The sequence below is a fragment of the Arthrobacter endolithicus genome, assembly GCF_026627425.1.
Lineage (GTDB): Bacteria > Actinomycetota > Actinomycetes > Actinomycetales > Micrococcaceae > Arthrobacter_M.
The window spans coordinates 1-20777 of sequence record NZ_JAPNLH010000021.1 but is presented as its reverse complement, the minus strand read 5'-3'; the positions used below and the strand labels follow the sequence as shown (position 1 = coordinate 20777).

Below are 20777 nucleotides of genomic sequence, written 5' to 3'. Positions count from 1 at the left end.
GCACCGCCACGCCACACAGGCCATAGAAAATCCCGCCAACCGAGATTCTTAGGCCACCCTAACCATGCTCAAATGCGAAGAGCCGTCAAAAGGCACTGAATGCACGAAGTTCTTTGAACAGCGACGAACCGTTCGTAAGCGGAACGGTATGCGGGACGGTTGATGCGATGTGATTGAAGCTTCGCGTTGCGTGCTCTCCTAATTCATGTTTTTCTCTTTTGCTTGGTGTTTGTGTTGGGACCGTTGGGCTACTTGGTTATTCGGGCTCTGGTTTGCTCTATTTGGGTGGTCATGTGGAAATGGCCGCGTCCTTGGAGCCCTGCTATGACTCCGTGGATGTCGGTCTCGGGGCGGTTTTGGCTGAGTTTTTTCTTCGCATCGATTCTGGTGATGACCAGTTCGATTCCGACAATGGCTCGGAGTTGACCGGCGATGTATTTCTTGGGTGCATCGTCCACCGTCCAGGGAGGCTCTGATCCGGCTTCATTGGTGTTGGTCAGTGCACGGATGTGGTTGCCAAGCCAGGCCGGATCCTCGTGGATCATGAGGTTGCCGTATACGTGGGCGGTGGAGTAGTTCCAGGTTGGTACGACGCGTCCGTGTTCGGTCTTTGCTGCGTACCAGGATGGGGAGATGTAGGCGTCCGGACCTTGGATGATGGCCAGGGATTCACTGATTGTAGGTTCGGACCATTGGGTGTTGTTTCTGGCCACGTGGGTGTGCAGTGCTCCATGGTCACCGATGGTGGCGTCGTAGACGAACGGCAGCAGTGTGGCGAGCAGCCCTTCCTGCGTCATGGTGATCAGGTTGGCGGCGGATGGTCCATTAAGCAGGTCGTGGATGTCGGTGGGGCTGGCAGTGAAGTGTTCCGGGACATACATGGCAGTGTTCCTTCAAGAGAAGATGCGGGTGGTCAGGGATTTTTCGGTTTCCGCGATGCGCTGAGCCGGGTCCGGACGGCAGAGCCCGCGCACAGGATCACGGCCAGGCCGCCCAAGATGGTGGTCCAGTTCAGGGTTTCGCCCAGTAAGAGCCAGGCCCAGCAAATGCTGAGGACGGGTTGTACGAGTTGAATCTGACTGACTTGGGCCATGGGCCCGATAGCGAGCCCGTGGTACCAGGCGAAGAAGCCCAAGAACATACTGATCACGCCCAGGTAGGCGAACGAAGCCCATTGAATCGGTGTGGCTGATGCGGGTTGTTGGGCCATGGCCACTCCGGTCAGGGTGATCATGAGTGGGGATGCCAGGACCAGGGCCCAGGACACGGTTTGCCAGGCGCCGAGCTCTCGGGCCAGCAGACCTCCTTCGGCATACCCGATGGCTGCGGCGATCACGGCACCAAAGAGGAGCAGGTCAGTCCAGCCGAGAGCCCCGAGCCCTCCTGATTGGCGGAAAGCGAAGCCAAGGGCTGCCAGCGCCCCAACGCTGGTGGCCGCCCAGAAGGCTTTCGAGGGGTGTTCGCGGCCGCGAAGGACCGCAGCCGTGGCCGTTGCTGCCGGGAGCAGCGCGATGACGACGGCACCGTGGCTGGCCGGAGCCGTCGTGAGCGCAAAGGATGTCAGGAGCGGGAAGCCGACAACAATACCGCCGGCAATCACGGACAACCGCAGCCACTGCTTCCCGCGCGGAGGATGCTGGCGGGTGAGGGCAAGGGCAAGGGCAGCCAAAATGGCGGCGACCACCGCGCGGCCTGAACCAACAAACAGCGGTGACAACCCGCCAACGGCAACCCGGGTGAGCGGCACAGTAAAGGAAAAGGCCGCTACACCCAGCAGCCCCCACCAGAGGCCCGTAGGGGCGCGATTTGGTAGCACTGGGCGAACAAACGTAGTAGCGCTATCATTGCTTCTCATGAACAACGATAGCAGCTCCCGTATTGTGACGCGACTTAAGGAATGGATCTCCACGTCCCCACCGGGATCCCGCTTGCCCTCCACCAGGGCACTTGTTGCTGAATTTCAAGCCAGTCCCGTCACCGTGCAGAAGGCCTTGCAAGTCCTCACGATGCAAGGGTTGATCGAGAGCCGGCCCGGAGTAGGGACCTTCGTGCGAGCCGTGCGGACAGCACGCCCTTCTGACTATGGGTGGCAAAGCACCGCGCTGGGTTCACTCCAGGTACTGCTACCGCCGGCTTCCTCTACGATGCGCACCGTCTCCAACGAAGCAATAGGTTTCCATTCGGGCTATCCGGACCGGGAACTGTTGCCGGAACGACTGGTGCAGGCTGCTCTGACGCGAGCCGCCCGGGGAGATACGGCACTGTCCCGCCCGCCCGTCGCGGGCCTGCCGGAGCTGCAATCGTGGTTCGCCCGCGAACTGGGCGCCGCCACTCCTGCCGGGATCAACCCGCCCACCCCCAGCGATGTCATCGTGCTGCCGGGAAGCCAGAGCGGACTTAGCTCGATCTTCAGCGCCCTGCTCGGGAGCGGACAGCCTTTGCTGATTGAATCTCCTACCTATTGGGGCGCCATCCTGGCCGCACGGAACGCCGGTGTTCGGCTCATCCCGGTACCCAGCGGTCCCGACGGACCGGACCCGGTCGAACTGGCCAGGGCTTTCGAGGAATCCGGTGCACGCATGTTCTACGCACAACCCCACTACGCCAACCCCACAGGGTCACAATGGTCCAGGGAACGGGCAGAGCAAATATTGGACGTCGTTCTTAGCCATGGAGCGTTCCTTGTCGAGGACGATTGGGCCCATGACTTCGGCATCACTACCACCCCCGCCCCCGTAGCTGCACATGACGATTCCGGCCACGTCATCTACCTTCGATCCCTTACCAAGAGCGTCTCCCCGGCAATCCGCATCGCAGCCATCATCGCCCGCGGCCCGGCCAAAGACCGCATCCTCGCCGACAGGGGCGCCGAAACGATGTATGTCAGCGGCATTCTCCAAGCAGCCGCCCTGGAAGTTGTCACACAGCCTAGCTGGCAAACCCACCTACGCAACCTGCGCCACCTCCTTCAATCACGCCGCGACCTGTTGGTCAGCAGCCTCAGGGACCACACCCCGGAAGCACATATCGAAACCATCCCCCAAGGCGGACTAAACCTGTGGCTGCGCCTGCCCGACGGAACCAACCTCGAACGGCTCACCAGCGACTGCGAGAAAGACGGAGTCATTATCGCTGCCGGCAACGAATGGTTCCCCGCCGAACCCACCGGTCCCTTCATTCGCCTCAACTACTCAGGACCAAATCCCGGCGCCTATCCACAAGGCGCACACATCCTCGGCCAAGCCCTAAAACACAACCACCAATAACCGGCCAGCTCCAAGACCACGCCCCGCACGACAGCCCTACCAAGCCGATCGACGGCAGGACTCAACGGGAAGCATCAGAAACGACCGGTAAGCCGGTCGGACACCGACCCGTGGATTCATGCGCGCGCTGGAGCTGAAAAGCCGCTCCATGGCAGTTCCAGAGGGGAACCCCTACCGCGACACCCCGTCCCACTCCCCGGCCGCAAAAATGTGAGTTGCAGCGGTAAGTGGCACGGTTTCCGCAGCGATATGTGGCCGGTCAAGTAATCCCGCAAGCCCATCGTCTGCCAAACGTGCGGAAAGACTCGAGTCTGCTTCAGGCGACGAAAATGCAGAACGGATGGCCGGCCGGATCGGCGTAGACGTATAACGGCTCGTCGGGGTCTTCCGTGCGGTGGAAGAGGAGCTCAGCTCCTAACGCCAATGCTCTGGAGTGTTGGTATGCGAGTGTTTCCCGGTCGGGAACGCTGAGGTCGAGGTGCATCTGCATCGGCACATCAGGCAAGGGCCATGTTGTCCGCTTCAGGTGATCAACGTGCTGGAAAGCGAGCTTGCGGTTGCCGTGCGCGTCGGTCAGTACCAACCAATCGACGTCATCGAGCGTGCCCTCTGTCGGAGGCTCGTCTCCTGGCCGGTACTGGAGTCCGAGAAGCAGGCGGTAGAAGTCCGCCAGTCCTCGCACATCAGTAGTGTCGAGGACCGTGTGGAGCAGCTGCGGGTATCCGGTCATGGGTTGAGCCTAATGATCATCGAGGGTTTCTCGCCAGCATCGCGTGTGTCAGGGAACGACGCGTGCTCGCTCTTCGAACCAGGGGGAGTCGTGGGAAACAACGCAGAACAATAATCCGGCGGGGTCTTTCAGCACTACCCATGCCCGCCTTTGGGCAACGATTGTTGCACCTAAGTCCGCCAGTCGTCGTACTTCAGCATCGTCTACGTCGTCGGTTTCGATATCGAGGTGTAGTCGCGCGGCTGCGTCGCCCACGATTTGGAGTCCAACCCAGGACATCGCGGCCGGGTGGGCGAGGCCAGTGAACTCGGGGTAATCCTCCACTAACCTCGCTTCCGCGAGCAGCGCGGAGGACCAGAATTGCCGAGTTGCGGTGAACACGTCATCCGGGGCGTCTATGACAACCTCGCGGAGAAGGATGCGATGCATCGACTCACTGCATCACATACACACGACCAATCACAAGGGGCATGCCCAAGGACTCGTTTATGGCTCATCCGTCATATGAGCTCACTCATGTGGCCGCCCGTAAGCCGATCCTTTACCGGGCACCGTCCAACTCCGGCGAATGACCGAAAGTTCGGTGATTCGCTGTAATTGAGCACCAGGGTCCTGGAGGTGCAGCTGGGGCATAGGGGTTGACGTCAACACTGTGGACGTGCGTGGGGCAGGGGTGGTGAGGTTGCTGGTGCCTCCCGCGCTGGACGAGTTAGCCGGGAACGTCTTTGTCTCATGAGCGTTCGTTGCGTGGAGGTTCATTGCCCGTGGTTGCTGCTGGTGTTTTCCCATCGTGGACGCCACCGAGAGTTTACCGTGTCGATACCTGTGCTTTACCTGGTGCTGGAACACTGCCTTGGGGGGTCGCCAGCCATATCTAGTACGAGGAGCAATTCATGCCCGGTCTCGATCGTCGACGTTTTCTTCAGCTCGCGGGAGCGGGTGCTGCGAGTACCGCGATCGCCGAGATGCTCGGCCAAAGCGTTGCACGCGCTGCCTCGATCCCGGCCAACCGGGCTACCGGCTCGATCAAGGATATTGAGCATGTGGTGATCTTCATGCAGGAGAACCGGGCATTTGATCACTATTTCGGCACGTTGAAGGGTGTGCGCGGGTTCTCGGACCCGCACCCCGCGGTCCTGCCCAGCGGCAAGGACGCCTTTCACCAGAACAACGGCACGCGTGATGTCCTCCCGTACCACCCGGACGCGCCGAACCTGGGCATGCAGTTCATGGAGGACCTCGACCACTCGTGGAAGATGACCCACGAGGCCTTCAACGCGGGCAAGTATGACCGGTGGCTGCCCGCGAAGTCGGATGCGACCATGGCCTTTTACGGGCGTCAGGACATTCCGTTCCATTTCGCACTCGCGGACGCGTTCACGGTATGTGACCAGTACCACTGCTCCGTGCTGGGTCCGACGGACCCGAACCGCTACTTCATGTTCGCTGGCGGCGACGACCCGGACCGCAAGGGCGGCGGGCCGGACCTGTGGAACGACGAGAAAGGCTACTGGTGGAGCACCTACCCAGAGGAGCTTGAGAAGGCCGGCGTGAGCTGGAAGGTCTATCAGGACAGCGGCGAGGGCCTGGACCCGGCGCACTATGAGGGCTGGACCGGTGACCCGTACATCGGCAACTATGGGGACAACTCGCTCCTGTATTTCAAGCAGTACCAGGACGCGAAGCCGGGCACGCCGTTGTATGAGAAGGCGCGGACCGGTACGAACGCGAAGGCCGGAGAGGACCTCTTCAGCATCTTCCGTGAGGACGTCTCCGCAGGGAAACTTCCGCAGGTGTCCTACATTGTGGCTCCGGAGGCCTACTCGGAGCACTCGAACTGGCCGCCGAACTTCGGCGCCTGGTACGCGGCTAACGTCCTGGACATCCTCACCTCCACCCCGGATGTCTGGAGCAAGACGGCTGTGCTGTTCATGTATGACGAGAACGACGGGTTCTTTGACCACGTTGTCCCGCCGCACCCGAACACCCCGCAGATCCCGGGTGCATCCACGGTCTCGACGGCCGGTGAGTGGTACGACGGTACCCCGACCTTCTACGGCAGCAAGGACGTCCCGGGACACTTCGGCCTTGGCGTTCGCGTGCCGATGATCGTCGTCTCCCCGTGGAGCATGGGCGGCTGGGTCTGTTCGGAAACGTTCGACCACACATCGATCATCCGCTTCCTCGAGACCCGCTTCGGCGTGGCGTCGCCGAACATCACACCGTGGCGCCGCACGGTCAGCGGCGACCTCACCAGCGCGTTCGACTTCTCTGCGGCCGGCGGTACGGCCCCGGCCCTGCCGGACACCTCGGCCTACAAGCCGGTGGACCACAGCCGACACCCGAGCTACGTGCCGACGCCCCCGGCGACGAATTCAATGCCGTCCCAGGAGAAAGGCACGCGTCCGTCCCGCCCGCTCGGTTACGCCCTGGACGTCGAAACGAAGATCGAGGCAGGTAAACTCACGGCGCGTTGGTTGAACCGGGGCAGCCTCGGCGCGCATGTGCAGGTCCGATCGAACCTGCTGGCGCAGGCTCCGTATTCATACACCATCGGGGCGTCGGCCTCACTGGACGCGGCCTGGACGCTCGGTGCCGAGTACGACGTGCACATGCACGGCCCGGCCGGCTGGTACCGGCACCTTGCCGGCACGACGGCGGCCGCGGACCTCCGCGTCACCGTCACCACTGACGGCAAGTCACCGCACGCGCAGTTCCGGATCGAGAACACCGGCCCTGCAGGGATGGCCCTGACCCTGAAGGATGCGTACGGCGCCGGTACCCAGACCCTCTCGCTCAACCCGGGCCAGAGCAAGCCCGTCGTTATCCCGACCCAGGGCGGCTGGTACGACCTGACGATCACCTCCGCCAGCGACCCGAAGCTCGTCCGCGTCCTCGCCGGCCGGCTCGAGAACGGCCGTCAGCTCACGAGCGATCCCCAGCTGGGCCGATAACCGGACCAGTGTCGGCGCGAGTGCTGGCGACTGCCGTTCCCTTCGCCGAGGACTGTGCCTTACCTTGCTGATTTATTCGAGAAACAGGCGCCCGTCCGGGGCGCACCCGAAAGGAATATCCAATGCTCAATGTGCTAAAGAGCCGGAGGGCAGGCGCTGCGGCGTTTGCTGCCGCCGTCGCGTTCACTGGATTTGCAGTCGCCGGTGCGGCTGCACCCGCGGATGCGCAGACGACGTCGGGCTCTGTCGCCCAGGCCGGCGGGCAGGGGGCGAATGGTCCTGACCATGTTTTCGTCATCATGATGGAGAACCACGGCTACGACCAGGTCATCGGCAACACCGCCGACGCGCCCTACATCAATACCCTCGCCCGGCGCTACAACACCGCGGCGAACTACCACGGCGTCACCCACCCGAGCATGCCGAACTACCTTGCAACCATTTCGGGAAGCACCCAGGGCATCTGGGACGACTGCAAGGCCGGGGCGAATGTCACGTGCGCCCCGGAAGAGTTCGTCCCGGGCTCCGGCGACCCGGGAGCCACAGGGCTCCTCACCCCGGCGCAGGTCGACAGCGCCTCGTCCACCCCGCACATGTTCTCGGGCAAGAACATTGTTGACCAGCTCGAGAATAAGGGCCTGAGCTGGAAGGCGTACATGGAGAGCCTTCCGAGCGCCGGCTCCCAGGTCGAGTACGCGCCCACGATCGGCTCAGCCACGGTGAAGCTGTACGCCCAGAAGCACAACCCATTCATGTACTTCTCGGACATCAACTACCCGGGAAGCCCGCGCCTGCAAAACATCGTGCCGCAGGAGAACAACCTCAAGACCGACCTGGCGAGCGGCAACGTGCCGAACTTCGTCTGGATCAGCCCGAACCAGTGCCACGACATGCACGGGATCTCCCCCTCCGGGGCGGCCCTCATCAACCTGCCCCAGTGCGGCTTCCCGGACTCGGGCCTTGACCACGGCGCGATCCAGCTCGGGGACGCCTACGTCAAGCAGACGGTCCAGCAGATCACGGACTCCCCGACGTGGAAGACGACCAAATCCAGTATCGTCCTGGCCTGGGACGAGAACGACTACTCCGGATCCACCGGCGGACCGGGCAGCCCGGTCGGTCAGAACGGCGCCGTCCTCGGCGGCGGGCACGCACCGATGATCGTGATCAACTCAGCTGAAGGCCCGCACAAGACAACGGACAAGCTTTCAGACCACTACACCCTGCTCTCCACCATCGAGCACCTGTGGCACCTGGGCTGCCTGGACAACACATGCTCGCCCACCACATCGGGAACTTTCGAGGAGCTCTTCCGCCCCTGACCCGCAAAACAACCCCGGCGATTCCAGCCCAAACACAAGGGGCTTGGAACAGCCCATACTCACCATGACCGGCTGCCTGCCCGCACGCCATACGGGCAGGCAGCCGTGCTATTTTCCCCTTGGTTGCCGCTATCGACATAAGGAGCTGACCCAGGCATTTGTAGTGGATGCACTCATGCCTTAAGGGGTCGGCGACGTTGCCCGGCAGCCGTGCAGCCCCTAACGCTACAACGCTCATGTCCGGCTCCCCCTCGAGACGAAGCCGGCGTATCTAACGGCTGACAGCCATAGCCCGCGTCGCAAAACTGGCTGGCACTGCCCCCACGCGGCTAAGAGTCCGGATGCTGGAAAAACGCTCCGTGCCAGCGCCCGTTAGCCGGTCCCCCAACAGCGCAGGGGCCACCTAATTTCTCCGGACTAAAAATAGCGCGTTTCCACAACCCTCCGATTCCCGTAAGACCCGCCCCCAATAATGCCCGGTGAAGGGAGGGCGGATTCCATCGGTCGACGCAACAATTGAATGAAATTGGGGCCGTTGTCCCGATATTTCGAGGCTACCTCATAGTTGTAATTGATGCACCGCGTTCGGCCCTGAACCGTGCAGCGGGGGTGTCGTAGCCCATGGTCTTCCTGGGCCGCGTGTTGAGTGCGCGCATGACGTTCGAGACGTGCTGGGTGCTGTGAACGGCGAGATTGGTGCCCTTGGGGAAATATTGGCGAAGAAGGCCGTTGAAGTTCTCGTTTGCGCCGCGTTGCCAGGGACTGGAACGCTCGGCGAAATACACCGGCACCCCGGTTTCCTCGGTGAGATCCTCATGCGACGCCATTTCCACGCCTTGGTCCCATGTCAGCGTTCGCTTCAAGGCAGGCGGCAGCTTTGTGAACGCACCGATGATAGCTGCGTTCACACTTGCCGCGGTATGGTCATGCGGCAGATTAACGACGATTCCATACTGGGTCTTCCGCTCTCGCAAGGTCACCATCGCTGAAACGGATCCAACCCCGATCACCAAATCCCCCTCCCAATGGCCGGCCTCCAAACGGGTTTCAACCTCGGCCGGACGCTGGTCGATCATCGTCATGTTGCGGATCCTTGAGCCTTGCCCAGTCCGGTTCCGCCAGCGGGTCTTGCGGATCCTTCGACCGGTCCGCAGCTTGGTGGCATAGCGCTTGTTCAGTCCCTGCCCCTCCCGCAGTAACAGTGACCGATAGATGGTCTCGGGACAGAGCCGCAGCGAGCAGTCGTCGGGATAGGTCTTCTTCATCCATCCGCAGATTTCGTCCGGGGACCAGCAGCGGTTTAGCTTGCGTTGAACGAGCCTGCGCAGCCGTGAATTGGCAACGAGTTTGTAGGCCTTGGGCCGGGCCCGTTGCGCCCGGGCATCGTGGTCGGCGGTGTGCGGAAGATACCGCCCTTCGAGATCCCTGTGGCGGTCCAATTCCCGTTTGATGGTGGAAGGATGTCGGCCCAACTCACGGGCCACCGCACGCATGGAATGACCTAGGTCCAGCAGGTCGGCGATCTGCAGCCGTTCCCGCGTCTCAAGGTAGCGGCCCGCCGCTACTTTTTCAGGTTTATGGGAGGGGATTCGGTAGTTATTGGCTTGCCGCAGCATGGTGCCTGTCCGTCGGTGCATACCCAGAAGTCTGCATGCTTCCGCGTTGCTTTTGCCTTCCCGCATGTGCTGCCAATACTTCGTGTTCCGATCGGCGCGGCGCTGTTTCGCCTCCGACACCGTTGAAGTCAGCACCTGGTCCGCGTAGTGCCCCGAGGACAAGACGGCGGCGTGTTGTGCCGCGGCAGCCGCATTTCGCTTCGTTGCTAGTCGGATGAGGCGTTCATGTTCCAAGCCGTGGCAGCGCTGGTCCGATAGCCGCAGCAGCGCCTGACAACGCTTCAGGGTGACCTTCTGGCCTCGGAGCCGGTCGAAGCGTGCCTGCAGCCACCGGTACGCCGTCGAGCGGCCAACGCCAGCCGCAAGAGCCGACTGGGCAAGGTTTTTGCCAGCAACAAATGCCTCCCAGAATGTGGCTTCGGCTTCAACGCTGACCTGCAGATGATGGCGGCCTGAGGCCGCGCCGACTGCCGCCTCCCACGCCGGGAGCCTGGAGGTCGTGAACCCCAACGTCTCCGTTGCCTCGGCCGGGCTCAATCCATCGCGACGGAATCCCAAATAACTTTCACGCAACCAGCGATATCCGACTTCCCGGTGGATTCCGGCCGCCCGTGCGGAAGGTTTGAGACCATGTCCATGCTTAATTGAAGCCAAAAACCTGATGCCTGTTGGAGAAGAAGAACTCAAATGCATATCGAATCACCTTGAAATAGGTGTTGCTTCGATCGATAGAATCCCGCGGAGGCTAAACGGTACATTCAAACCATGACCGAACTGCATGGTCACGGGCCACCATTTTCGCCCCTGTTTCGCGCACGAGAGTGGCGTCACCTACCTCCAGCCAGGACGCGTGCTGCGCTTTGCCGTCGTTCGATTCGGTTAATCAAACTTGCGCAGAGGATTTCTTAGAGTGATAGAAGACATGGCGCAAGGCCCCGCGCATCGACCAGAATGGTTGGTCGAAGAGATGCCACGCAGCTGGCGTCATTCGTCTGGGTGGGCATCTTCGTGGTAACGGGTGTCGCTCGGTTTTCTGGGCCCTTCTCGAGCGACGTGAAGGAAGGTGACATCGATGCCGGCGCCTTGTCCGCCGTAATGACCCCAGCGAAATCGATGAGGTCATGTACTCCCCACGACGCTGCCGCAGAGATGCAGCCCATGAGCACTGCCGAGCCCGGGCGACGGCTGAAGCATAACTGGCCAAGGCTGAACGCCCCCGCTAGCCTTGTCGCGCCCGACCGGCTGGTAAAATGGACACTAAGCGTGGGGTGCTTGCGGTTTCTTGCCTCATCAAACAACACCCCCTGCAGACCGCTACACGTCCCGCCGGCCTTCCAGCTCGATAGCGCGGCCATCCTCCATTTCGTGAACAACGATGATGGGCCCTGCGCCTTTAATCTCCGGTTACTCGCAATCAGGCCATGATGATGTCGCGGGCCACACTTCCGCAGGCTGAGTGCCATTGCAACGAACCCTGCATGGTTCTTAGGTTGCCCCAACTGCGCCTGGTTAGGCATGGGGCGAAACAGATCCTGGCGCGTCATTTTCTGGGAGCTCCTCGTCCTTTGTCTGGAAGAGCTCGCGCTTCTCTCTCCGCGCAGCCCTTATGACCGGGATAGCGACGACAAAGAAGACGAGGAATGAAAGTAACACCGCGATAGAATATGGGACGCCAATAAGCTTCAATGGAAAGGCCACGACCGGATACAACAGGCAGGAGAAGACGAGCCACCAGACGATGAATCGGCGTTTTTTCGGCGGCATCCCCTCGAGCGAACCTGCTGGCCATTGCCGTGAGTCATTCTTCAGCGGCCCTTTCTCCGGTGGTGCCATGACGCCAGCGTATAACGTGTAAGTACACCTCGTCTCGCGTGGCTTTCAGGGTCACAGCCCTATCGAATTAGCCCACTGCGGCGTTGCGCTCCTTTGGGTCTGCTCCATCTTGGCGTAAGAGCCGGTCGGGGCAAAGTCGTGGCCTCGTTGCTGGAACTCAACCATGTCCTTAGCTCCAAGAGCCATCTTGGGGGTAGCTGAGGTGCAGCACCCCGTTAGCAGGGCCAACGTGACCAGGAACAGACAAGCTTGGTCGCGAAGTAATTGCCCTTCCATGTGCAGCAAACGGGTCCCGCAGGGGAACGCTGAGCGGAACATCTCTGTGTTCGCCGGGTGTTATCGACTGAGTCTGATCACTTCTACGGGATGTCCGGCAAGGCTTTTAGTCTCTGTGGCGCCGTCGTGCGTGAACCCATTTCGCCGGTAAAACGCGTGAGCACGTGGGTTGTCCGCTGCCATCCAGAGGTAGGCGTGCCGTTGGTCGATGCTGGCATTGAGAAGGGATTGTCCTGTTCCACTGCCGTAATGGCTCGCCAGCACGTAGATGCCCTCCAGCTCCAATGGGTGTGGTGCGTCGTTGTCTCGCCCGGCACTTGCGGTTGCCCATCCGACGATGACCTCTTCGTCGACGGCGACCCACACGTGGGTTGCGTCGTCGCCAATAATGTCTCGCCAGCGGTCGGCTCGAGGCTTTTCCTGGAGGCCGGCCAATGTCTCTTCTTCAAGTAGGTGAGCGTATGCCTCACGCCACGCTTGGATGTGGACATGGGCGATGCCGTCCGCGTCCGACTCCACCGCGCGCCGTACCTCTATAGCTGCATGCATCTGTTCAGATTACGCAAACAGACCCAACTACTCTCGGTCGAGGCTTTTCTGCCGGAGAGTCGCGGGCCGGTACGGGTTTGCCGACGGGCGCGGACATGGGTACTGCGGTGCTTCACAAGGGGATCCTTTACCGGGCGGCTCCACAGGACGATAAATGGGAGACTGAAAGAATGATTCGTACTCTGAACCTACCCGTTACCCTCAGCGCTAAGGCACAGAAGTTCACCCTGCGCAGGGCCTCCGACAATGACCTCAGTGCACTGATGCTCCTTCTCGCGGACGATGCAATCAGCGCAACGAGGGGTGACAAGGCCGACGATTCTGATGCCGCCGCTTACCGGTCTGCATTAACCGCGATCGGCGCAGACCCCTCCAACGACCTACTCGTTGTCGTGAATGAGACAGACGAGCCCCTGGCCACAATGCAGCTCACCCGGATACCTGGCATGGCCCGACGTGGGTCGACTCGGCTTCTGATCGAAGCTGTCCGTGTCCGCAGCGACAAGAGGTCAAGTGGCGTCGGATCAGCCATGATGCGGTGGGTCACTGGAAGTGCTGCCCCCGCCGTTGAGGCGTCGCTTGTCCAACTCACGTCTGACGAGGCACGTCAGGACGCACACCGCTTTTATGAGCGATTGGGATTCGTTGGATCACACCGTGGTTTTAAGTACAAGGTGGGATGAAGCCGGCCATCATCGCATGCAATGTCGCAGTTGCCGTGCCTTTACCGGGCACCGGTCGGTATTGGTTCCGGGCTTTCCGCCCCTTGTTTGCGCCTTCACTGCGGGGCCCGCGGGCCCCGACCCTAACCTGTTCTTTCGCGGACAGCGTGAGAGCCTGAACAAGCCGCTTATTCAGGCTTTCAGTGCGCACCCCTCCTCCGCTTAAAAAGCGCCGATTCCGTACTGCACCGACGGCCGCTTACCTGGAAGCCATGGAAATCCGCCCCTACATTATCCGGTTGGTTTTGCACGACCTCCCTCGTGAGAACTGGTCCGTCGCCGGCGTCACCCTGGCGGACTCAGGACAGAACGAAACCGTCTGAGCGGTAACAGCCCAATATGGAAGACCGAGCACGTTCTCGCTCCGTTCGAGACGCCAACCTTTCAGCTCTACCCTCAGCCGGTCGTGGACCGCGCCGCCGAAACAAGGCGTGCTGGCGTTGAAGACTTCGCAGCGTGGCCGTCCCGTAGGGAAAACGTGCGACAGACAGTCCTGTCCGCTCCGGTTACCGGGCGGTGGCGGGTTGCTGTACCTGTTCGAGCAAGCCGGCGGTGGTGACGACCGTGGCGAACTCTTCGTGTAAATTCACCCCGGTCATCCGGGACAGCACAGCTGCGGCAACGTTCTCACCGTCCGGAGCGGTGCGGTCAAAGGTGTGGGTGGCATCCAGGGCGAAGTACACCCGATAGCCGAGGTTGCCCCCGACTCGGGCAGTAGTCTCGCAGCAGTGATTGGTGGTGATTCCGCAAACGACCAGCTCCTTGATGCCGTTCTCCTGCAGCCAGGAATGCAGGTCAGGGGTGCCGTGAAAGCTGGAGTTGACGTTCTTGCGCACCAGGAGATCCGGGGCGCCGGTGATAATTTCCTTGAACGCGTTGCCGGGGTTGTCCGGATGCAGGGGCGAGGAGGGCGTGGTGGAGTCGTGGCGAACGAAAACGATGGGGCGGCCGGTTTCCCGCCAGCGCGTCAGCAGGGCGCCGATGTTCACCTCGCAGGAGGGGTTATCGCGCGGACCCCAGTAGGCGGCGTCATCGAAGGCCTCTTGAACGTCGACGATCACCAGTGCGGCGCGGGGATCAAGGGTGAGTGGCAAGGAAGAAGTCTTCACTTCTGCGATGATAGCAACTCCCATTGGTCGTACTCGCAAGATGTGCTCGAGAACAGCCGCACCCGGGCCCGTAGATCGCGCCGCTGATCCGACCCACCGTCGACCCGAGGCTCTGGTGGCTCCATCCACACGGCCGATGCCCACGGATTCCTTGATGAAACCACCGATGACATCACCCGGATTCTTGGCCGGGCACCGCGAGACCCGTTGGCCGCTGCTGCTGCATCCGCACGAGGTCAGTAACTGTCGCTATATTGACTACTCTGCCCTAGCGGTCAGCTGGGGGCCGTCAAGGAATCTAAGCCCGGGACGCTGCGAGATCGAGACGAGAGCCCGCAGGGGAAGCCTGAGCGATCAGATTCTAGAGACCGATAACGGTATCGATTTGGACCTTCGCACCAAGCGGTAGCGCCGCCACTTGAAGTGTTGTCCGCACAGGGAAGGGTTCACGCAAGCGGTTGGGATATACGGTTGGGATATACGGTATTGATCGCTTCAAAGTCCTTGTAGTCCGTCAATAGATCGTGGTGCGTAAAAGATCCGTGAGACTCAATCCGAGCTCGTGCAACACTGTCTCGTCGTTAGCCACCACCGTCTTGACGCGGCCGCAGCTCGAGCAGCGGCCGCGTCAGGACAGCTTGCAGGCAGGCCCTTTGGCTGCGAAGCTTCTGCCGGTTCCTTAAGGAATCATCCGTTGGTCTCGGAGGTTTTGGAAGATTTTCAGGAACATCGCCTCGCTGTCGACATAGGTGTGGAAGCCAAAACGTCTGGACTTCGAGGTGTCGGCGATGACGTCGTAGTCCCAGGCAAAGACGAAGTCGCCGAACTGCCAGGAGGACACGTCAGAGTAGGGCGTTTTCGTCAGTGCGTGCTTTGCCACCATTGCATCCCAGATGTCAGATTTGTCTGCCATCACGTCGCTCAGGCTCATCTGCAGAGGTGGGGCGACGTCGAGGTCGAAGAACGCGGCAATTTTTGGCCACATCGAGGACCAGCGGAACATGTCTCCGTTGGTGATGTTGAAAGCTTGGTTCCTGCTGTCGGGGTTCGTTGCAGCCCAGACGGTCGCTTCAGCCAGTAGTCCTGAGTCGGTCATTTCGATCAGGCTTGTGTAGGCTCCGGGTTTGCCGGGGAACCGGAAGGGGACGCCGAGTTCTTTGCTGATGGAGGCGTACACGGCAATCACCATGGCCAGGTTCATGGGGTTACCGAGTCCAATACCAGCCACTACTGAGGGTCGGAGTGCGGACCACGACCACTTGGCGTTGACCTTTCGGCGTTGAAGGAACTGTTGCTGGTCGACGTTGAACTCCGGCGGCATGTGCGGGGGATCGTCTTCGCGGGCGGGGGTAGAGAATGCCCCTAGATGAGCGCCGTAAACTTTGTACCCTTGCATCAAGCTGATGTGTTCCAGGTGCGGGGCCACGGGTTCGATCGCATCGATAACGTTGGTGAGCATCGCCACGTTGGGTGGCACGAGCTCTGCCCAGCTGGTGCGATCCTGATAGGCGGCATAGAAAATATGAGTGACTCCGGTCAGGCTGGAGAGCTTCACTGCGGTGTCTTCTCTGTCCAGGAGATCGACGGCAAGATGTCGAATCGAACCCTGACTGGCTCCTCCCCGCCGTGATAGTCCGATGATCTTCCAATCTCCAGCACGGTCCAGATGCTCGATCAGGTTTCCGCCGATCACACCCCGCGCGCCGGCGACCAAAGCAGTTTTCGTTGCCATGACTTCTCCTTCATCGTAAAATCGTGATGTACCGATCTAAGTTGTAGCACATCATCGTGAGATCGTGATATTACGATTTAGAGTTAGAGTGGAGGTATGGGAGAACTTAGTGATGATCAGCTGGTGAGCGCGTTCAAAGCGCTCGGCCACCCAACTCGCTTGGCGATTCTGGGCTGGCTCAAGGACGGCAATTCATTTCCGCCGCAGGACCGGCCAGCGGAGGAGGTCGGAGTGTGCTTGAAGCATATCCAAGCTCGTGCGGAAGTGTCTCAATCCACCGCTTCACAGTTCATGGCGACGCTGCAGCGCGCAGATCTCGTGATCTGCACTCGCATCGGCCAGTTCTCCCACTACCGACGCAATGAGCAGACCATCGCCAAGCTCGGCAAAGCCATCGGCTCCAATATCTAACTGCTTACAGAAGGAAAGATCATCACCCGAACCTCGACAATATGGCACCCTGGCGGACATCCTCAGAGAAAACCCTTCCTGAAAGACTGCCCTTGGAGCGCAGCTACCATTGTGAAATGAGTAACTCGGAAGTGGTGGTGGTGACCGGTGGCGGGCGCGGGATCGGTCGAGCGATCTGTCTGAGACTGGCCCAAGCGGGCCGTGATGTCGTGATTGGTTTCCGGTCCGATGCCGAGTCTGCAGAATCTGTTGCAGTGGAGATCCGTGCTCTGGATCAGCGAGCGCTGTGCGTGCAGGTCGATACCGTCGAGGAAGTGTCAGTGGCTGCGATGTTTAATGCCGCCGACCGATTCGGCAAAGTTACGGGCGTGGTCAACAACGCGGGCGCTGCGACTGCGGTGGGGCGGCTCGAACACAACGATCTGGCAGCGATCCACCGAGACATAGATGTCAATCTGTTTAGTATCATTCTCTGTTGCAAATACGCTCAAACATCACTCGGGAAGCTCGGGGGCGGGGCGATCGTCAATATCTCGTCCGCAGCAGCGACGCTCGGGAGCCCGAACACCTACGTGCACTACGCGGCTGCCAAGGCGGGTGTGGATGCGTTAACCGTCGGTCTGTCGAAGGAGCTGGCACCCGAAATTCGTGTGAACGCGGTTTCCCCGGGAACTGTTTGGACGCAATTCCACCAAGACCCCGACCGTCCCGCGCAGGTAGCCTCCGTCATCCCGTTGGGTCGTGCCGGGGAGGGCGACGAAATCGCAGGGGCGGTGGCTTGGCTGTTGTCAGCCGAGGCAAGCTACGTCACCGGAGCAAACCTGCGGGTCGCCGGAGGCCTCTGAGCCATGCGGAACGCACCGCCGCGATATATGGACGTGTTCTACTCACTCGCCGATATTCTCCCTCGTGCCTGTCCTGAGTCACACGGTTTATTGGTCTGTTGAAGAGGCAACCATGCTGTCTAGCCGCTTGTCCGTAGCGGAACCGCTACTGGGACACTTTTCGACGTAGGTGAGCCACCGTTGTGAAAAGCTCCTCCGTCTATACCGAGACGTCGCTCCTTGGTCGTTGTAGGCGAAAGGCGGCCGTGATGTGCGGGAATCTAAGAACGCCCGTGTCTAACGACACTGCTAGTTCGCCGAGACACCGGATTTCCGCCAAGACGGCGCGTTGGTCGGATCTCTGTGCGACGAAAGCCCATGAGCTGGCGAGTTGAACGAGTTGCTCTACCTGCAGCTCGTAATTGAAAGAGAAATCCTTACGTGCAAAGGTGCCTCGTTCGGCAAACTCTCGGGGTACGCTGTGGGTTTGGTCAACGGGAGCTCCCTCCGGCTCTACGATTGCCGCAAGTGCTCTCACCCATTCGTCGGTGCGGTCCCAAGTATGCCAAGCCATGCCCAGCATGCCGTTGGGCTTGAGTACACGATCGCATTCAGACGTTGCTCGTTCGGGGTCTACCCAGTGCCAGGCTTGGAGGCACGTAATGGCGTCGACACTCTGATCCTCTAAAGGGATGCGTTCCGCCGATCCGCTAGCCGTAGTGATGTGACCAGCTATCCTGGGCGGGAGCTGGTGGCGGACCTTTCGGAGTATTGACAGCATGTCTTGGTCTGTATCGACTGCGGTGACGGCGTGTCCGAGAGTTGCGATGGTCCGGGTTCCTAATCCTGTGCCGGCTCCCAGATCCAAGACTTCTAGCCGGTTGCCGGGCGGGGGTGACCCTAACAGCCACGAAACCACCTCTGCCGACCAGTCGGGGCGAACAGCATCATGCAGAACAGCGCTTTGGCTGGTCGCTTTGGGTGCGCCATGCATCGGAACCATGCCTGCCAGTCTAACCAGCACCAGGTTCTGGACAGCGCTGAAGGGCCCGAGGGAATTGACCTGTGCATGACAAGATCGGGGCCTCTCACCTAGTCCGTAAGCGGAACCCTCTGCGGGACACGCTCAGTCAGGGGTACTCGGGGGAAGCCGCAAATAGGGTGGGTACCACGAGCATGAAGGGTGACCCTTTGAAATACGCTAGGCGCCCTGTGCAGTGTTATGATCGGCTGCTCCATCGAGCAGGGTCATGGCACGGTAGATCGTGGTGTGGATCGGTACCGCTACCTGATGCTTTTGCGCGAGGCGGACCACCGCCCCATTTTGCTCTTCCAATTCGGAAAGCCGGCCAGCTGCCAAGTCGCGTTGCATCGAGGCCGTGCTCTCGGGGCTGAAGGCATCGAACTGCGCCATCATTCGGGTCACATCCGATTCCCCCAGGTGGGCGCCGGAACTTCTGGCCAGGTCAGCGACTTCCCGCATGGCATCCTGCACCAGAGACCGCGTTAGCGCGTTGTTCCGGGTCCGGCCAACGGGTTCCCGGCAGAGGGCACCGACTCCGCCGTAGGAGGTGATGAGCATGAACTTCCGCCAAGTATCGGTCACGATGTCCGCCGAGACGGTGGCGGCCACCCCAGCCGCGCTGAGGGCCTCGGCAAGCCGCTTGACCCGGGCTGTGGTCACGCCGTCGAGTTCGCCCAGGGTAATCGCCGCTTGGCCACCCACATGGTGCACGACCCCTGGCTCTTCTAGGTAGGAAATGATCATGCAGACTCCACCGAGTGCGTGGCCCGGACCCACAGTTTCGGTGATTCGTTCCGAGGCCGTCACGCCGTTTTGAAGTGGAAGAACTGCTGTTTCACGGCCGATGAGCGCGCGGCCGGCGGCTATTGCCTCGGAGACCTGACCGGCTTTGCAGGCAAGGATCACGGCGTCGCAGGCCCCGATGGACTCTGCCTGAGAACTGACACTGGCGAGGGAAGTTTTGAAGCTTGGGCTTCCATCTCCCTTGGTGACGGTCAGCCCGTGGGTGGCTATTGGTTCGACGTGGCGCTTAGTGCTTAGGAGGTGTACTTCGTTGCCGCTTTTGGAAAGGACAGCGGCGAAATAGGCACCAACTCCGCCGGCCCCTATGACTCCGATTTTCATGGTATTGCTCCCATATCTCGTTAGGGTTTCACTTTCCGTCTCCTACTCGACACTAGACCGGATGTTTTTTCGCGGTGAATGCGAGTCTCAGTATGGCGCCGGTCATGTTGCGCCGCCATCCAGGGCAGAGCTTCGCAGTGAAGAGTAGAACGTCAACTATCCCGAGCTGGTGCTGTGGCTGCGCCGCGGAGATGACAGGGGTGCTCGTGGTCATCAGGTAAGCCGCCGAAAACTGTCAGGTGCGACTTTAAACTGACCGGAGACGGCAATTTGGATTGACCGTTCGCGGTAGTGGTTTTGACCAGTGGCTGCAAGTTGGAGTGCGGGGAAAGGCCTGATTCGGCTGCCCTCCGCGAAGTATACGAGGAGTTGGGCGTGGAGATAGTGATGGCCGATTTCACCTTGCTCGGCAGCTGGACAGCCTCCGCTGCGAATGAGTTCGACACGAACATTGACGCGACTATCTGCCTCAGTGGCGTGTCGATCTCGCCGGTCGCGTCTGGTGACATCGAGGAGCTGCGTGGGGTATATCCAGCAGACTTCGCAGAACCCGCCTTTCTGCTCGCGCCATTGCTTCTCAATTTTGTGTTTCCGGCCTTCGCCGCCTAACGCGTGCGACTGGGCAGACCGATGTATTAACGCTTAGGGGGAGACGGATCTCACGTATTCAGACCCTGCCTGTGAATCACAAAAGAGACGGCCGCGTATTCGCGTCGCAATGTGGCGCTGCCAGCTCGGACCGCGTTCTCGTAACCGACCCTTACCGGACTTTGGTGATCAATCGAACCGTACGAGAGCTTTGCTGGATCCTCTGTCAAGCCCCGGGTTTGGTGGAGGGTTTGTTAGACCCGTTCCATCATTTTGATGGCGGGCAGGTTTGAGTAGAAATTGGTTTCTGCTTCCACCGGTGGGATGTAGCCGATCTCTCCGTGGAGGCGGCGATGGTTGTACCAGTCAATGTATTCAGCGACGGCCACTTCGAGGTCGTTGATCCCGGTCCATGGTCCCTTGTTGCGGATCAGCTCGGCTTTGAAGAGTGAATTGAGTGCCTCTGCCATGGCGTTGTCGTAACTATCACCCTTAGCTCCTACGGAGGCGACGGCTTCGGCCTCGGCAAGGCGTTCGGTATAGCGGATGGCTCGATACTGCACTCCTCTGTCGCTGTTAAGCCGAGCTCGGCTTAATAGCGATTATGCCGAGGAAAACGTTAAGCCGAGCTTGGTGCGCTTGCCCTGGTGATTCGGGGGTCTCCGTCCCGTTCCTCGGCTTAATATTGCGGCCTAG

The 20777-nt window shown here is 60.6% G+C and carries 19 protein-coding genes; 7 read left to right on the top strand and 12 right to left on the bottom strand.

Going from position 1 to position 20777, the window contains the following annotated elements:
- Positions 1 to 248: 248 nt before the first annotated feature.
- Entirely contained in the window at positions 249 to 881 is a 633-nt protein-coding gene (locus tag OS914_RS15380; RefSeq protein WP_267546943.1) for an FMN-binding negative transcriptional regulator, read from the bottom strand.
- A gap of 32 nt (positions 882 to 913) precedes the next feature.
- On the bottom strand, positions 914 to 1855 hold the full coding sequence (locus tag OS914_RS15375; RefSeq protein ID WP_267546942.1) for a DMT family transporter: 942 nt from the start codon (positions 1853 to 1855) through the stop codon (positions 914 to 916).
- On the opposite strand from OS914_RS15375, the gene OS914_RS15370 reads away from it, so the two are divergent.
- The gene (locus OS914_RS15370; protein WP_267546941.1) at positions 1854 to 3266 is read left to right on the top strand and encodes an aminotransferase-like domain-containing protein; all 1413 of its coding nucleotides are present in this window, start codon (positions 1854 to 1856) and stop codon (positions 3264 to 3266) included. The genes OS914_RS15375 and OS914_RS15370 overlap by 2 nt on opposite strands.
- Before the next feature lie 316 nt (positions 3267 to 3582).
- Here the strand turns inward: OS914_RS15370 and OS914_RS15365 are convergent, their stop codons facing one another.
- On the bottom strand, positions 3583 to 3996 hold the full coding sequence (locus OS914_RS15365; protein WP_267546940.1) for a VOC family protein: 414 nt from the start codon (positions 3994 to 3996) through the stop codon (positions 3583 to 3585).
- A gap of 48 nt (positions 3997 to 4044) precedes the next feature.
- Positions 4045 to 4425 (bottom strand): VOC family protein, encoded by a 381-nt coding sequence (locus OS914_RS15360; protein ID WP_267546939.1) that lies wholly within the window; start codon positions 4423 to 4425, stop codon positions 4045 to 4047.
- Between the two features lie 464 nt (positions 4426 to 4889).
- Here OS914_RS15360 and OS914_RS15355 point away from each other — a divergent pair, with 464 nt between their 5' ends.
- Together OS914_RS15355 and OS914_RS15350 are read left to right on the top strand one after the other, a co-directional pair.
- Entirely contained in the window at positions 4890 to 6950 is a 2061-nt protein-coding gene (locus OS914_RS15355) for a phosphocholine-specific phospholipase C (RefSeq protein ID WP_267546938.1), read from the top strand.
- 122 nt (positions 6951 to 7072) lie between these two features.
- Positions 7073 to 8272, top strand: a complete 1200-nt coding sequence (locus OS914_RS15350; protein ID WP_267546937.1) for an alkaline phosphatase family protein — start codon at positions 7073 to 7075, stop codon at positions 8270 to 8272.
- A 554-nt stretch (positions 8273 to 8826) separates the two neighbouring features.
- On the opposite strand, the gene OS914_RS15345 is transcribed toward OS914_RS15350, so the two are convergent.
- From OS914_RS15345 to OS914_RS15335, 3 genes are all read right to left on the bottom strand, one after another.
- The gene (locus OS914_RS15345) at positions 8827 to 10461 is read right to left on the bottom strand and encodes an IS30 family transposase (protein WP_267546936.1); all 1635 of its coding nucleotides are present in this window, start codon (positions 10459 to 10461) and stop codon (positions 8827 to 8829) included.
- A gap of 936 nt (positions 10462 to 11397) precedes the next feature.
- Positions 11398 to 11721 carry a hypothetical protein gene (locus tag OS914_RS15340; RefSeq protein WP_267546935.1) on the bottom strand — a complete coding sequence of 108 codons (324 nt, stop codon included), beginning with the start codon at positions 11719 to 11721 and terminating at the stop codon, positions 11398 to 11400.
- A gap of 336 nt (positions 11722 to 12057) precedes the next feature.
- Complete coding sequence (locus OS914_RS15335; RefSeq protein ID WP_267546934.1) at positions 12058 to 12546, bottom strand: GNAT family N-acetyltransferase; 489 nt, start codon at positions 12544 to 12546, stop codon at positions 12058 to 12060.
- Positions 12547 to 12716: 170 nt separating this feature from the next.
- On the opposite strand from OS914_RS15335, the gene OS914_RS15330 reads away from it, so the two are divergent.
- A complete protein-coding gene (locus OS914_RS15330; protein WP_267546933.1) occupies positions 12717 to 13229 on the top strand; it encodes a GNAT family N-acetyltransferase in 513 nt (170 codons plus the stop codon).
- A 545-nt stretch (positions 13230 to 13774) separates the two neighbouring features.
- On the opposite strand, the gene OS914_RS15325 is transcribed toward OS914_RS15330, so the two are convergent.
- Together OS914_RS15325 and OS914_RS15320 are read right to left on the bottom strand one after the other, a co-directional pair.
- Positions 13775 to 14362, bottom strand: a complete 588-nt coding sequence (locus OS914_RS15325; protein ID WP_267546932.1) for a cysteine hydrolase family protein — start codon at positions 14360 to 14362, stop codon at positions 13775 to 13777.
- Between the two features lie 694 nt (positions 14363 to 15056).
- Positions 15057 to 16109 (bottom strand): SDR family oxidoreductase, encoded by a 1053-nt coding sequence (locus tag OS914_RS15320; RefSeq protein WP_267546931.1) that lies wholly within the window; start codon positions 16107 to 16109, stop codon positions 15057 to 15059.
- 96 nt (positions 16110 to 16205) lie between these two features.
- Between OS914_RS15320 and OS914_RS15315 the strand changes: the two genes are divergently transcribed.
- Entirely contained in the window at positions 16206 to 16520 is a 315-nt protein-coding gene (locus OS914_RS15315; RefSeq protein ID WP_267546930.1) for an ArsR/SmtB family transcription factor, read from the top strand.
- A 116-nt stretch (positions 16521 to 16636) separates the two neighbouring features.
- Positions 16637 to 17365 (top strand): SDR family NAD(P)-dependent oxidoreductase, encoded by a 729-nt coding sequence (locus OS914_RS15310; RefSeq protein ID WP_267546929.1) that lies wholly within the window; start codon positions 16637 to 16639, stop codon positions 17363 to 17365.
- 199 nt (positions 17366 to 17564) lie between these two features.
- Here OS914_RS15310 and OS914_RS18330 read toward each other — a convergent pair whose 3' ends face one another.
- Both OS914_RS18330 and OS914_RS15305 read right to left on the bottom strand, forming a co-directional pair.
- Positions 17565 to 18338, bottom strand: coding sequence for a class I SAM-dependent methyltransferase (locus tag OS914_RS18330; protein ID WP_420713979.1), 774 nt, complete (start codon positions 18336 to 18338; stop codon positions 17565 to 17567).
- 207 nt (positions 18339 to 18545) lie between these two features.
- Entirely contained in the window at positions 18546 to 19493 is a 948-nt protein-coding gene (locus OS914_RS15305; protein WP_267546928.1) for a ketopantoate reductase family protein, read from the bottom strand.
- A gap of 291 nt (positions 19494 to 19784) precedes the next feature.
- On the opposite strand from OS914_RS15305, the gene OS914_RS15300 reads away from it, so the two are divergent.
- Positions 19785 to 20102 carry an NUDIX domain-containing protein gene (locus OS914_RS15300; RefSeq protein ID WP_267546927.1) on the top strand — a complete coding sequence of 106 codons (318 nt, stop codon included), beginning with the start codon at positions 19785 to 19787 and terminating at the stop codon, positions 20100 to 20102.
- Positions 20103 to 20335: 233 nt separating this feature from the next.
- Here OS914_RS15300 and OS914_RS15295 read toward each other — a convergent pair whose 3' ends face one another.
- Entirely contained in the window at positions 20336 to 20644 is a 309-nt protein-coding gene (locus tag OS914_RS15295; RefSeq protein WP_420713975.1) for an integrase core domain-containing protein, read from the bottom strand.
- Positions 20645 to 20777: the final 133 nt, after the last annotated feature.

Bases quoted from the DNA above. Each gene is read 5' to 3' on its own strand.
- OS914_RS15305 (WP_267546928.1), bottom strand. From the start codon at position 19,493: ATGAAAATCGGAGTCATAGGGGCCGGCGGAGTTGGTGCCTATTTCGCC.
- OS914_RS15335 (WP_267546934.1), bottom strand. From the start codon at position 12,546: ATGCATGCAGCTATAGAGGTACGGCGCGCGGTGGAGTCGGACGCGGAC.
- OS914_RS18330 (WP_420713979.1), bottom strand. From the start codon at position 18,338: ATGCATGGCGCACCCAAAGCGACCAGCCAAAGCGCTGTTCTGCATGAT.
- OS914_RS15315 (WP_267546930.1), top strand. From the start codon at position 16,206: ATGGGAGAACTTAGTGATGATCAGCTGGTGAGCGCGTTCAAAGCGCTC.
- OS914_RS15360 (WP_267546939.1), bottom strand. From the start codon at position 4,425: ATGCATCGCATCCTTCTCCGCGAGGTTGTCATAGACGCCCCGGATGAC.
- OS914_RS15365 (WP_267546940.1), bottom strand. From the start codon at position 3,996: ATGACCGGATACCCGCAGCTGCTCCACACGGTCCTCGACACTACTGAT.
- OS914_RS15310 (WP_267546929.1), top strand. From the start codon at position 16,637: ATGAGTAACTCGGAAGTGGTGGTGGTGACCGGTGGCGGGCGCGGGATC.
- OS914_RS15355 (WP_267546938.1), top strand. From the start codon at position 4,890: ATGCCCGGTCTCGATCGTCGACGTTTTCTTCAGCTCGCGGGAGCGGGT.
- OS914_RS15340 (WP_267546935.1), bottom strand. From the start codon at position 11,721: ATGGCACCACCGGAGAAAGGGCCGCTGAAGAATGACTCACGGCAATGG.
- OS914_RS15330 (WP_267546933.1), top strand. From the start codon at position 12,717: ATGATTCGTACTCTGAACCTACCCGTTACCCTCAGCGCTAAGGCACAG.
- OS914_RS15370 (WP_267546941.1), top strand. From the start codon at position 1,854: ATGAACAACGATAGCAGCTCCCGTATTGTGACGCGACTTAAGGAATGG.
- OS914_RS15350 (WP_267546937.1), top strand. From the start codon at position 7,073: ATGCTCAATGTGCTAAAGAGCCGGAGGGCAGGCGCTGCGGCGTTTGCT.
- OS914_RS15380 (WP_267546943.1), bottom strand. From the start codon at position 881: ATGTATGTCCCGGAACACTTCACTGCCAGCCCCACCGACATCCACGAC.
- OS914_RS15375 (WP_267546942.1), bottom strand. From the start codon at position 1,855: ATGAGAAGCAATGATAGCGCTACTACGTTTGTTCGCCCAGTGCTACCA.
- OS914_RS15320 (WP_267546931.1), bottom strand. From the start codon at position 16,109: ATGGCAACGAAAACTGCTTTGGTCGCCGGCGCGCGGGGTGTGATCGGC.